General features: G+C 41.6%; 11 protein-coding genes. 6 read left to right on the top strand and 5 right to left on the bottom strand.

Going from position 1 to position 13827, the window contains the following annotated elements:
* Positions 1-329: 329 nt before the first annotated feature.
* Positions 330-527 (bottom strand): hypothetical protein, encoded by a 198-nt coding sequence (locus tag PLH26_RS14000; protein WP_324586652.1) that lies wholly within the window; start codon positions 525-527, stop codon positions 330-332.
* A 487-nt stretch (positions 528-1014) separates the two neighbouring features.
* On the opposite strand from PLH26_RS14000, the gene PLH26_RS13995 reads away from it, so the two are divergent.
* Positions 1015-2721 (top strand): peptidoglycan DD-metalloendopeptidase family protein, encoded by a 1707-nt coding sequence (locus PLH26_RS13995; protein WP_324586651.1) that lies wholly within the window; start codon positions 1015-1017, stop codon positions 2719-2721.
* A gap of 213 nt (positions 2722-2934) precedes the next feature.
* Positions 2935-4125: an ATP-binding protein gene (locus PLH26_RS13990; RefSeq protein ID WP_324586650.1), complete on the top strand. Its 1191-nt coding sequence runs from the start codon at positions 2935-2937 to the stop codon at positions 4123-4125.
* A 103-nt stretch (positions 4126-4228) separates the two neighbouring features.
* Here PLH26_RS13990 and PLH26_RS13985 read toward each other — a convergent pair whose 3' ends face one another.
* The 4 genes from PLH26_RS13985 to PLH26_RS13970 are packed head-to-tail and all read right to left on the bottom strand — an operon-like array spanning position 4229 to position 9623.
* Positions 4229-5350 carry a hypothetical protein gene (locus PLH26_RS13985; RefSeq protein WP_324586649.1) on the bottom strand — a complete coding sequence of 374 codons (1122 nt, stop codon included), beginning with the start codon at positions 5348-5350 and terminating at the stop codon, positions 4229-4231.
* A gap of 9 nt (positions 5351-5359) precedes the next feature.
* Positions 5360-6361: a hypothetical protein gene (locus tag PLH26_RS13980; protein WP_324586648.1), complete on the bottom strand. Its 1002-nt coding sequence runs from the start codon at positions 6359-6361 to the stop codon at positions 5360-5362.
* On the bottom strand, positions 6361-8265 hold the full coding sequence (locus tag PLH26_RS13975; RefSeq protein WP_324586647.1) for an AAA family ATPase: 1905 nt from the start codon (positions 8263-8265) through the stop codon (positions 6361-6363). The genes PLH26_RS13980 and PLH26_RS13975 overlap by 1 nt, the downstream gene beginning before the upstream one ends.
* 14 nt (positions 8266-8279) lie before the next feature.
* Positions 8280-9623, bottom strand: a complete 1344-nt coding sequence (locus tag PLH26_RS13970; RefSeq protein ID WP_324586646.1) for an ATP-dependent DNA helicase — start codon at positions 9621-9623, stop codon at positions 8280-8282.
* Positions 9624-9929: 306 nt separating this feature from the next.
* Between PLH26_RS13970 and PLH26_RS13965 the strand changes: the two genes are divergently transcribed.
* From PLH26_RS13965 to PLH26_RS13950, 4 genes are all read left to right on the top strand, one after another.
* The gene (locus PLH26_RS13965) at positions 9930-10154 is read left to right on the top strand and encodes a hypothetical protein (RefSeq protein ID WP_324586645.1); all 225 of its coding nucleotides are present in this window, start codon (positions 9930-9932) and stop codon (positions 10152-10154) included.
* 120 nt (positions 10155-10274) lie between these two features.
* On the top strand, positions 10275-11276 hold the full coding sequence (locus tag PLH26_RS13960; protein WP_324586644.1) for a helix-turn-helix transcriptional regulator: 1002 nt from the start codon (positions 10275-10277) through the stop codon (positions 11274-11276).
* Between the two features lie 189 nt (positions 11277-11465).
* The gene (locus PLH26_RS13955) at positions 11466-12209 is read left to right on the top strand and encodes a 3-keto-disaccharide hydrolase (RefSeq protein WP_324586643.1); all 744 of its coding nucleotides are present in this window, start codon (positions 11466-11468) and stop codon (positions 12207-12209) included.
* A gap of 180 nt (positions 12210-12389) precedes the next feature.
* A partial coding sequence (locus tag PLH26_RS13950) for a GH116 family glycosyl-hydrolase (protein WP_324586642.1) occupies positions 12390-13827 on the top strand: 1438 nt, incomplete at its 3' end.

Below are 13827 nucleotides of genomic sequence, written 5' to 3'. Positions count from 1 at the left end.
GGGCCTGAACCAATGATCAGAACCGTTTTGATAGAATTGTCTTTAGGCATTTCTTAATAAAGATTTGAAAGAATCTGGCAGGTATTTCCGCATGAACCTCCTTCGGGTTGGCACTGAAAAAACCGGGCAAAGGTAAGGGTTGAAAAATTAAATGCGAAACTCAGGCGGTTAATATTTCGGAGATATATTATTTACATAAGGAATGAAATAGAGATTGCTAAGGCCGGTTTACCTGAATTAAGAGGCACGTATTGATCCTGTAAGACACGCCATGACATAAAAAAAGACACTGCGATATCAGTGCCTTTTAAAAAATATAGGAGCAGAACCTAACTGGTATGAAACGCAGAAAGCTCAAATTCATCAAGCATAATTTCCTGTTGCTGCTGAACCTGTTTATGATCCTCGTACTTATCCTTTACTTTGGCAATAAATTTCTGTTTTGCCGGTTCTCCACGGAAAGCGCCGATTACAGATCCTGTCATGATGGCCAGTGCCAGTACGATTTTTGTTTTCATCCCTTTCATAACATTCAATTTTAGGTTCAACAATACAATAGTATAGACAATATATAGACGAAAAACGCTGTATTATAGTTTGAAAATATTATACTCTTTTCAGGGTATTTTCGTCGTTTCAAAGATTATTATCAAAAATCAAACGGATGTACCCGCTGTTGTACCTTAATTAGGGTACAAAGCGATCCATTTTCAGGCGGCTCATCAAGGTATTGGGAAAGCATAATACCAGTCCGAAAAAATACTTACGATAATCTTTACAGAGCGGGGGGGCAAAAACAGTAAAAATTTCTTCAGGGGCAGTCACACTTATTTCTCAAAGAGAATGCCAGTTTTTTAAATGTTCAAAAAACAAACGTTAAACAGTCACAAGAAAAACAAATAAGTACTATTGTCGTCGTTTGTAACCTTACTTCTAAGGATCAGGTAAAATGATTTTATTGTTAAATCAATCGTAGGTAGATTTGTTACCCGATACTTAAGAATTACTTTATTGATGAGATGCATTTTTATTTTATTCCTTTTAACCGGTTCCCATTCATTCGCCCAGGAGCATTTGCCTAATATTTATCCTAAAGGGTATTTTATCAAGCCGCTGAATATTCCGGCAAGCTTATCCGGTAATTTTGGGGAACTCCGTCCCAATCACTATCATATGGGACTTGATTTTAAAACCAATCATGTACAGAATCTGCCTGTGCATGCAGCAGCCGACGGGTATGTAGCGAGGGTAAAGATTGAACCCTTTGGTTTTGGAAGAGCCATTTATATCAACCATCCCAATGGACTGACCACAGTATATGCACATCTCAATGTTTTCTTTCCAAAACTGGAACAATATGTAAAGGAGCAACAATACAAGCTGGAATCGTGGAGGGTTTACTTAGACATACCCTCAGGAATGTTCCCGGTTAAAAAAGGCGCTTTTATTGCCAGCAGCGGAAATACAGGTGGCTCACAGGGTCCTCATCTTCATTTTGAAATACGCAATACCGCAACGGACACCAATCTTAACCCCATTTTATTTGGATTTCCCATAGCCGATGATGTTCCGCCCGTTATTCAACGCCTTGCCGTTTATGACCGCAACAAAAGTGTTTATGAACAATCTCCTAAAATGATCGCGGTTAAAAAAACTGTCCGGGGCTATATTACTGTTCCTTCCGTTATAACGGTATCATCCGATAAGGTAAGTTTTGCCGTGGGCAGCTATGATGCACAAACAGGCTCAGCGAACCACAATGGCATTTACCAGGGCATTTTGTATGATGGTTCAGAAGAAGTGATCCGTTTTACCATGGATACGATCAGTTATTACGACACCCGTTACCTGAATGCACATATTGACTATAAAACCAAAGCCGGTGGCGGTCCTTATCTGCAGCATTTATCGGAGCTTCCGGGATATACCAATAGCGTTTACAGCCTACGGAAAGGGAACGGGATACTCAGCCTGACGGAGGAAACTGTACGCAACATCCGCATTGAAATAAAAGATGCCGCAAACAATACGGCCGTTCTGAATTTTAAGATTCGCTACCAGCCACCTGCAACGAAACCGGTACCGCCTGCCGCCAAAATGTATTATCCTTTTATGGTAAATGTAGGGGAAGGAAGCGAAGACTGTGAATTTTATATTGGTGAAAGAGGTTTATATGATGCTGTACAAATTGGTTACCGCAGGTCAGCTTCGGCAAACCCGGTAGTCGTATCGGACATACACACCATTGGAGACGATTACATTCCGCTCCAGGAAGGGCTGGTTGTTCGGATAAAGCCGGATTCGGGCCTGCTGCAGGACAAAAGGAACAGGGTGGTAATGCAGCGGTTTGCAGGAACCAAAAAAGAGATCTCAAAGCCCGAATGGCAGAACGGGTGGGCCGTTGGAAAGTTTAACAGCTTTGGTAGTTTTCAGCTGGTATTGGATGAAACAGCACCGGAAATCATCCCGGTAGGATTTAAAAGCGGCCAGAACATGAGTAAAGCCAGGCGGTTGATGGTTACGGTAAAAGACAACCTGGGCGGGATAAAAAATTTCAGGGCTGAACTGGACGGCAAGTGGATCCGTTTTACCAATGACAAAGCCAGGAATTTTATCTACATTTTTGATGAGCACTGCACGCCGGGAAAGCATTCGTTGAAAATTAGCGTAGCTGATGAGGCAGGTAATACTGCTGCACAGATTTTTACCTTTACGCGGTAAGACAGTATGCCTGCCCCGTGCAGGAACCTGCAGGTTATTGAGCTGGATGAAAGATATGTTCTCCCGGAACAAATAGTTGAGCCTCGCAGGCGCGGAGAGCCGAAGTTGGAAAGCAGTTTTACCGTTTGCACAATATAATGTCCAAAAATATTAATAAATGCACTTTCTAATATGCAATAACTGATTATATTTGCATATTACAAAGTGCAAACAATGGATATCTTATTACAAAAATCAGAAAGACTGGTTCGTAAAGTACAAATGAACAAACAACGGTATTTGTATGATAAAATATTATGGAACAACCGGTTAATAGGTATAAAAGGCGCAAGAGGCGTAGGCAAATCCACCTTATTGCTGCAAAAGCTCAGGCAATTGAAAATGCCACCCGGGCAGGCCAGCTACTGGACGCTGGACGACCTGTTTTTTTCTAACGCAAGCCTTGCAGAAACGGCACAGCGATTTTATAATGAAGGAGGACGGATTTTATTTTTAGACGAAGTGCACAAATATCCCGGTTGGTCGCAACATATTAAAAACCTTTATGATCAGTATGATGATCTGCAAATTGTTTTTACAGGGTCATCTGTTATAGATATTTCCAAAGAAGAGGTGGATTTGAGCAGAAGGGCGCTCATGTACATCATGGCAGGAATGTCGTATCGGGAGTACCTGAACTTCAAATATGATATTCAGCTTCCGGTCATTCCTTTTAAAATGATCATAGATCCGCAAAGCGATTGGCGGGAAAAAATGCCCGAAGGATTCAGACCCCTGGAATTTTTTTCCGAATACCTGCGGCAGGGCTATTATCCTTTTTCTTTAGAAGATGAGTCCGGGTTTGCCATGCGCCTGCAGCAGGTTATTCGCATTATAGTGGAATATGATATGGCAGCAATAAAAAGCTTTGATATTCGCAATGCACAAAAACTCTTGCAGTTGCTTTATATCCTTTCAGCCAATGTGCCTTTCAAGCCCAATATATCTGAGCTGGCCATCAGAAGCGAAATTCACAGAAATACCATTACAAATTATTTGCATTTTTTGGAAGATGCCCAACTGGTCCGGCTGGCATACCCCGCCGGGATAAGTGTAAGCACCTTGCAGAAACCCGAAAAGATATTCCTGAACAATACCAACCTGGCTTACGTGCTGGCAACAGATACCACCGACAAAGGAAATTTAAGGGAAACTTTTTTTGCTTCACAAATGGCCGTGAACCACCAGTTGGGCATACCGAAGCGCGGGGATTTCATAGCAGACAATAAATATGTATTTGAAATTGGCGGGAAAAGCAAAACCAATAAGCAGGTAAAAGAAGAAACGAACAGTTATACAGTGGTTGACGACCAGGATTACCCGGTTACCAAACTGCCGTTGTGGGCGTTTGGGATGGAGTATTGAATGTAAGCCGTGGTTCGTGTACCACGAAACACTACCGGGAGCACAGTAAAAAGGTGAAAGAAATGTTTCACTTCTCACATCTCCCGTTTGACACAGCAGTATCTCAGCCCCGCTCTTTCAGCCATTGCAGCAGCCTTACCGATCGCAGGCGCTTACAGATATAAAAAAAGCTGTTGGCAGAAGATTCTTCATAATTTTTTATCAGCAGCTCTTCTTTTACAGGCAGGGGCAGCCGGGAATAGGTTATTGCCCAAAGCATGGTTTTATTTTGTAAGAGCAACAGGTCTCTGTAAAATTCAGTAGTAAGTTTATTGAAATCCGGCAGAGCGGTTTTATATTTTGAATAATCCGCATTACGTGAAGGAACCCGGTAATGGCGTTTACTGAGCTCCAGTTTGGGTTCATCGGAATAGTATTTTGGAGGCGGACTGCCAAAGCCGAAAAGATCGGGTGATCTTTTATTTGGATCCAGGAGTAATGGTCCCAGTTCACTATCCATGATCTTTTTGGCTTCCCATTCCTCATCGAACTGGCGAATGGCGGCCTTATCTTTCCTGTTGAGGTACTCGAAGTCGCTGATCAGGGTTTCTTCATCTATTTCAAAAGATGGGTTTTCGTCCAGCATCCACCCCACCATTTCCGTTCGGCGTTCGCTGTAGCGGTGGCTATAGTACTGTGTCCCTGCCCATGCGCTGATAACCGGGGAAGCTACGGGGTAACGCAGGATTCGGTTCAGGATCATGGGTGATGTATCTGGGTTATTACACAGCCACTGTTCTTCCTCAGTGCCAAGAGGCGCTCCGATGAGCAGGCTGTTGCAGAACACTTTAATGTTTTCTGCCTGTTTACGGCTGATGGGTATTTCGCTATCAAAACACCGTTGAAATGCCCGGCATATTTTCCGGTTCGTTTCGATAGGAAACGGATACAGTAAACCTTTCGTCCTGCCGTAGTATTCTCTCACTGCCTTCACCCTTACACCATATTGTTTGATAGTGGTAAGCAGCGACATTCTGCTGATCCTTTCTTTGCTATACCACAGGTTATCCAGTATATCCGCCAGCGAGGCCAGCACCTTGGGGTTGTACTGGTAATGGGGCAGCACATCCCGCACCCGCAAAAAATCCTTATAGTTCTTTATTAAATCATCCGGCGGATAAGGATTTTCAATAGCGGCAATAGCACGGGAGATTTGGGTGGGGGTGGGTATGGGGGCAAAAATCATGATAAATAATTATTCAAGTTCCAAGAGTGTTTCATTAAAATTATCCCCTCTTTTTTCTGAATTTCGATTCTTCATCACAATTTTTATTTCTTCTAAAGATTGCTGTAAGGCTTCGTTGTTGGGATTGTTGAAAATCGGAATAACGTTGATTTTTGTTCCCTTCGTTTTAAATTTTCCATTTGGTTCAAAATAATCCCACGAATCCCCTGAATCAAAATGGAAATAGTTACTGATTATTTTCCTATCATGCTTCATGGTATTTGAATAGGCAATCAATAAATTAAAATCAACATAGAAACCTGCCTCAAGTAATGCTTGTGAAATGATATTAAATAGCCGATCAATGTTTTTTTCAAATACTTTGTCGATGGGGGAAATAATCAATACTTTGGGACGCTGCTTGAAGATAAAAAATAGATTCGAAAAAATTCCTATCAGTGTATTTAATCCTCGCTGCTTATCACACAGCAAGTATCTATCGCTTATAATAATGGTGTTGCACGGATGTCGTAAGAATTTCAGATCACTCCAACTTTTAACTACTCCATTTTCACCCACTGTAATTCCATTAGAGCTTTTATTCTCAAAATCTCTTATTTTCTGCCACATTTTATAATAGTCATTCAATGACCAAATAAAATATCCATTATGCCCTTTTTTTTCTTGTATGTTAGAAATGGAATTATCGAAGCAGATCAGAGCTTGTTGCTTCTTGATATTGATAATAGGGTTTGCTGATTCTAATGGAGAAAAATGACTTGGATCTGCGGAGAACGATGTTTTATCTCTTCCCGAGACTAATAAAGGAATTATTTTGTTTAATGGATTTCTTTCATCAGTATGGTCATGAGTTGATAAATCCAGATTTAAAAATAAGTTTGTTTCTTTTTTTAAGAAACTATAAAAAGACAACCAATCTGCTTTTTTCTTAGGTGACTCCAGCTCTTCTTTTTCCGAAGGTCTTTTCAGCCAAAAATCTATTAAGATCTTAGGATATAAATAACTGTTCATCAATTCATGTTTTGTAACTTCAATAATTCAAAAGCCCAAAGTGCAGATTCATCGAAAAATCCTTTTCCGAAATCCTTTGTAAGCATTCCATCTTCCCGGATATTTATTTTCTTCACCTGCTTCTCTCCAGGTGGCACTTCCCTTGGCGGGTAAAAATAATAGATCACTGTTTGTTCCGGCTTAATATCTCCTTTTCCGGTAAGGTATTGCAATTTCCGTATCAGGTATTCGCTATGCGTTTCTATTACAAACCGGATATTGAATGTTTTTACCGCATCCATAAACATATCTGCCAATTTGGATTGCAGGGCTGGGTGCAGGTTGGTTTCGGGTTCTTCGATCAGTATGAGTTTGGGTTTGTTATATTGGATCGGGTTAGATGCATCATACTCGTAATCCCATCCTATTATGGGGCAACATGATAATATAACGGGCAATACTTGCGAAACGCCAAACCCTTCATCAGAAAGCATCATCCATTTGCCATCCTTTAGCAGTTTCACTTTGAAGATATCATAGTCCTTATCTTTTTCAAATTTTATTTCATCTGCTACTTTAAATTCCTGCAACCATTTATTCAAAAATCTATCCAGATTATTAAAGGCTTCTTTTTTAAGCCCCGTGGCGGAAAACCTATTTTTCATTAATCTGGAAAAATCGTCATTGTCCAAAATGGATTTAATGCCTTTTGTGCTGCTTCTCTCGGCTGATACAGCTTCCATAGCTACAAAAGGTAAAAAAGCTCTCTTAACTAAAAGTAGATTAGGAAATAAAAACTCTTTGTAAAAATTTTCCTCGACTTCGCTGGGCTCAAAACTTTTTATTTCAATTAGTCTGCTATCTTTTCCCCAAAATTGATTGTAATAGCTTTTTTTACTGGCTATCATTTTAAAGAGGTATTCCAAAAAACTTTCTTTATCATTTAAATTGTCAATCTCGGGCTTAGATAATTTTTCAAATCCACTTTTAAGCGAATGGGTAAAAGCTACTCTTTCGCCACCACTGTTTGGGACGTTTTTCGTACCTCTTGATTCATGAAACCGAAGTGAATAATCTAGTACGGATAGTCCGGTAATTCGTTTTGATGCTGTAATCGGGAAGTTGTCCCTAGAATATATAATATATTTAATTCGTTCTTCTTCCCACTCTTTAGATGATAATATATCAATTATCTCTGTACAAAGTTTTTTTAAACTTTCTTTATTGTACGTTCCATAAAACTTTTTCATTGCAAACTCAAACAGCTTTTCATCTTCCCGATCCTCTGCCCATAAAAATGAAAAATCATAAAAGCGTCCCTCTTTTATTTTTTCAGATACCCCTCGTAAATATTCTGCAATTTCAAAATCCTTAGGATCTGATTCTTGTATTTCTTTTGCTTGCGTCAATGTATATATAAAAGCAGATAAATCTACTATTATATGATATCCTTCGGAATGTTTCTCTATTTTTAGAATAGAAGTCTCCCTGTTCAAAAGTTTCATTTCTATTCCTGTTATTTTCCCTGTCTTTTGTTCATTTTCTTCAACTTGTATGGTGTAGGTTATTACCACCTTTTCTTTTATATACAGCAGTTGTGTTGGTATGGAAAATTTGAAACTATTTTCTCCCTTATCTCTGCCTGTGTGATTAATATATTTTTCCAGCGTACCATATCGCCGCATCATTTCACTTGCATTAATTTCTATACTGAATAAGCTGTCCAGTTCAAATTCTTCCAAATTATCTGATATCCTAATTCCCTTAAAGCTCTCACCAATCAGCTTCATCCCGTTAATTACACTGCTTTTACCGCTACTGTTTGTGCCTGTTAACACTGTAAGTTTGGCAAAATCGAACAAGACCTGCTGTTTAAACACCCTGAAGTTTTCAAAACCGATTCCTCTAAGGATTTCATAGCTCATTTTCTACACTTATTTTATCTGTTAAACATTTTCATTTCGTAAGAATACAGGTTTTGCTTTGCCCTCGTAATAGCTGTATATAAATACCGGAGGTTTACAACTTTGTCCTGCCCGTAATAAGGATGCAATATTACATTATCAAACTCGCTGCCCTGCGCTTTGTGGCAGGTAAGCGCATAGGCGTACCGCAACCTTACGGCATTGAGATACGGGTCATTCCTTATATCGCGGCTGCTACGGTATGCAGGGTTGTATTTCATGGCTTCGTGTATCAATGCCTTTTCCTGTTCTTCTGTCAACCATCCTTTTTCGGAATACAAATGATCCAGGTTCAGCAGGGTTTCAATGGTTACAGGGTCGTTGGCTATATCATCTAACAATAATTTTACTTTCATAAACCGCAACCCGCCGAACGTTTCAACGGAGTCGTTCACTTCAAAAATAGTTCCTGCGTCCCCGTTGGTCAATATATAGCTGTCATTTGTCCAGCCCCGGTCTATTACTACTTTATCTCCCACTTCCGGTTTCGCTGGTGCATAACCCAATTGTTCACGGATGGTATTATTCCACCAATTTACATTTTTATTGGTACTGGCAATCAGTTTTACCGCAGTATTGTTTGCGCTGCGGTAGCACCGCATATACTGTTTTAATGCAGCGGAGGGGTTGGGCAGGTTTATTTTATAGAAGGTAGTGTCGGTTTTATCCTCACTTATGCTTCTTCTCAGCAGTTGCGCTCCTTTCAGGATATAGGAATCTTTATGCTGCCGCACGATCTCTGTGAGCTCAAAGCTTTTACCGCTGATGCCGAATTTTTGCTCAAAATACCGGGGAAATAACGCCGGGCTTTGCTCCCCAAAATTATAGCCAATAGGCGGTAACTGGCAGGGGTCGCCCACAAATAATATTTTGTTGTTGGGGTTTACATCACTTACATATTGCAGCAGGTCGGTAAGCAGCGGCGTTTCGCAGAAAAATTCCCGGGATGAGGTTATTCGGTCGCCGATCATAGAAGCTTCATCAACTATATACAATACAGGTTCTTTTGAAAAGGTAGTTTTCCTCTTCAGCCTAACGCCGTATCCGCTTTCCAGGGGCTCTGCATCATATAATAGGCTATGCAGCGTTTTAGCAGGTTTTCCCGTTTTTTTAGATAATACTTTTGCAGCCCGGTGGGTTGGTGCTGTTATCATAACATGTTCAAAGTTGTCACATAGTTTCCCGGCAATCACATTCAGAAGCGTTGTTTTTCCGGTACCCGCATTTCCCTTTAAAATAAACAGCTTATCCGTATTCCCCGGTTTTAGGAAATTATTGATGCACTCCAAAGCCTGTATTTGTTGCGGGTTATACTCCATCCGTAATGTTTCCGCAATGATAGAACCAATGCTTGCAGCTTTTCTTCAAGCATTGGTCACATTTCAATTTTTGCATACAAGGTAATCGTGTGTAGATGCCTCGTGCCTCGGCATGACAGGCTGAAGAATGCATTTTGAACAATGGTGCAAATGTTGAACAATAGCACTCACGCCGAATACCGCACTGCCGTTTGTCATGCCGAGGCACGAGGCATCTGCCTAGCAGTGATACCTACATGCGGGATAATACACTCTTCCAACATTAAACCCTGCAAATAATCCGTATATTGCATATAAACGTTGTGTATGGAAATGAAGCAGGATTCAAAACAGGAACCATCTGTTTTTGCATTGATCGTAGATAAGCTTCGTTACATGGATGAAGCAGAGCTAAAGCTGGCCTACGTAAAATTGTTCAGAGAAGAGCTGGAAGAAGAATGGCGAAACATTACCAATGAGGCTGATTTTAGTACGGTTTCGGATAGCGATATCCGGGATGCCATACAGAAAGAACGTTATGGAAACCAATGATGACACTGATTGTTTTTAGATGCTACCACATGGATACGATGTTGCCTGGTTTTAAAACGCAACCCGTAAAAGTTTTCTCGTCTAATTGGTTCCTAAAACATTTCCCTGTATAATACCCTGATGCCTACAACAGATCATAAGAGAGACGAACGCCTGCAGGTGCTCCATAAATGCCTGAAAAATAATATGGGCAAATGGAGCGTAAAAAAATTACATGAAAAAGTAAACGACCATCTTGCAGGTATCGGTGGTAACCCGGTGAGTGAACGTACCATTGCAGCAGACCTGGAATACCTGGAGCTTCAAAAAGGGGCGCCGGTGGAAATGATAAAGCAAGGGAGGAATGTTTATTATACTTATTCAGAAGATTTTGACTTTAATGAGCCTGTTGTTACGAAAGATGAATACCTGAGCCTGCTCATTGCAAATGAAGTGCTGTCGCAATTGAAAGGTTTTACGCTTACGAAGGAATTAAAAGATCTGACGGCTAAACTGCAGTTGTATATAGAAGATACCGTGCAGGAAAGACCATCGCCTATTATCTTTGACAGTGCACCTGCCTTAAAACTTATTGAAAGACTGCAGGATATTCTTGAATGCATACTTGAAAAAACAGTATTACAGATCAGTTATCAGCCTTTTGGCGCTGCCGGCCCGGTTGAAAAGATAGTTCATCCGTATTGTTTAAAGCAATACAATCAACGCTGGTTCCTGTTTGGATATGATGAAGCCAATAACCGTATTGATAATTCCCCTATTGACAGGATTGCCCGCTTTACACCTTTAAACAAAGCTTTTATTGAAAATAATTTTTTCAACCAGGATGAATACTTCAAAGACATGATAGGGGTTACCCGGAAAGCGGGGCAGCAACCTGAACATATCGTATTCAGGGTATCGGTAGCAAGGGCTGATTATTTAATGACCAAGCCATTGCATCATTCACAAACAGTATCGTCTGAAAATGAGGGTGGGGTAGTTTTTACAATGTCTGTTGTCATCAACAAGGAATTGATAAGTGTATTGCTTTCTTTTGGCAGTGATATAGAAATAATTGAGCCGGTTTCACTACGGTCTGTCATGAGAGCGGGGTATGAAGCGGCTCTTTCGAAATATGAATAGGCGATTGAAAAAGGGCAGGAAGTGTTTGCAATTTCCATAAAGTTGAAGACCGTGGCACAAAAAAATTCCTGTCATTTTTAAACCCGTACCTTTCAAACGGTACAGCACAGACGGGAAATATGATAATTGATGTTATACCGGATACATTTGCTTCGTATATTGCCCTGCCTCTATAGCTAAAATCATAACATGAAATCGTTACAACCGATCGTCTTTATTTTAAGTCTTTCTCTTTCCGTTCCCGTCTTCAGCCAGAAGATACTTTTTGAGTTCGGCGAAAGAAAGAACTTCGGCAAACTGATCGCCGGCGGTACAACCGGCGAGCCTTTACGCTGGGTAGACGTAAATACAACTGATACTACCTGGTATAAAAAAGGAAATATTCTCGTGGGCAAAGGCTGGCCGATAGGCGTGGTGAGGTCGGAAAGGATGTACCAGAATTTTATCATGCACGTGGAATGGCGGCATATGGAAAAAGGCGGCAACTCGGGGATTTTTGTGTGGTGTGATGCCCGGCCGGAGGATCATAACCGCCTGCCCGGCGGTGTGGAAGTGCAGATGCTGGAATTAGACTGGGTGAACCAGAACAAACGCAACGGCGAAACGCCTCCCATTGCCTACGTGCATGGTGAGCTTTTCGGGGCGGGCAAAACCAAAACCGTTCCTGATAATCCGCGTGGTGAAAGAAGCAAATCTGTAGAGAATAGGTGTCTGGGCGTAGGTGAATGGAATACCTATACCGTTGTTTGCGTGGATGGAACAATCAAGTTGTCTGTTAACGGCAAATATGTCAACGGTATCCGGCAGTCTTCGCAAAGCAAGGGCTATTTATGCCTCGAGGCTGAAGGCGCCCGGATAGAATTCAGGAACCTGCAGGTCATTGAACTGGATGAAGGATATATTCTCCCGGAACAAATAGTGGAAAAATTATAGCGGTTGAGCCACGAAGACACGGAGGAACAAAGCTGAAGGGCGATTTATCGTTTTTTGTTTATGATCGATCATGCCTGACCGTGAACTCCAAACCATAAATCCTCAAACCTTCCCACTTTTGCTACTTAACCCGTTTAGGCATATTTTTAGTCCCTCAAATTCATCAACTCAATCATTGATATGCGTCTTTTACTTCTTGTTGCCTGCATATGCTTTGGCGGGTATGTTTCAGCCCAATCTACCGACCCTACTCATTTCGTTCCCGTGGATAAAAAGCTGCCGGCACAATGGCAGCGATCGCTCTGGCAGAACGAAAGAAAAGTATATAAAGGCAAAGAGCTTACTACCATCGGTATGCCCTGCGGCGGCATTGCAGCCGGGCAATTGTATGTGCGTGGCGACGGAACGCTGGCCAACTGGTGGATCGCTAATAATGCGTACAATACCGGTTACGGCATAGACTACCTGCTGAATTTTGAAACAGCGCTCGGTCCCTGGAAAGTATGTTACCAGACTTTTGAGCCCTTCAGCTATATCGACCAGGGATTTGCTATCACAGTGAGCCAGGGCGATAAGCATATTACCAGGGAACTCAGCAAAAAAGATTTTGATGATATTTCTTTTATTGGTGAATATCCCGTTGCCAAAATCAATTATGCTTCTGTAAAATACCCGCTCCCGGTACAGGTGGATGCTACGGTATTTTCACCTTTCATTCCACTCAATGCAAAAGAATCTGCTACGCCGGGTACGGTGCTCCGTTATACCGTAAAAAATACTTCTTCCGCGCCGGTCAGCATCAATCTTACCGGCTGGCTGCAAAACCTGGTATGTATAGATCTCAGGAATGAAGCAAACGGCACGCTTCGCAACCGGGTAATTAAAAAGGATGGAATGGCTTCCGTGTTGATGGACCTGGTAAAAGCAGATCATCTTCCCAAAGTTGAACGGCGCAGCACCATGTTCCAGGATTTTGAATCGGGCAGCTATGGCAAATGGGAAGCTGAAGGCACTGCTTTTGGTAAAGGCCCTGTTACCGATGAAGCCGCAAAAAAAGACTTTGTTACCGGGCAGGTGGGTGATTATCTTATCAATTCCAAGCTCACCCAATATGGTGACAGCGGCACCGGTAAACTTACCTCGCCTGTCTTTGTAATTAAGGAAGACTATATCAATTTTAAGCTGGGCGGCGGTCCTTATCGTGGCAGGACCTGCATTAGTCTCGTGGTAAAAGGGAAGGTTGAAAAAACCGCTACCGGCAACAGCGATGAAACACTAAAAGATATAAGCTGGGACGTAAGCGCACTCAAAGGGCAAAAAGCATACATCGAAATAATAGACAATGAAACGGGTAGCTGGGGACATATCAATGTGGATGAGATCGCATTCAGCAACCTGCCTGCCAAAGAAAAATATTTTCCGGGAGACCATCCTTATTTCGGGAATATAGCATTAACTGTATTAGACAACAACGGCTTTGCTGTCAGTAGCTATAGCGGTACCGGTCAAACGACAGGCAACGCGTTGCAGTCCACGAAACCTTTGGGTGAAAAGCTGCTGGGAGCAACCGGGGTATCGGTAACGCTTGCGCCGGGCGAATCGAAGGATATTACATTTC

This window comes from Agriterribacter sp. (assembly GCF_035444585.1).
Lineage (GTDB): Bacteria > Bacteroidota > Bacteroidia > Chitinophagales > Chitinophagaceae > Agriterribacter.
The sequence above is the reverse complement of the archived record's forward strand: the minus strand, read 5'-3'. Positions and strand labels throughout refer to the sequence as shown.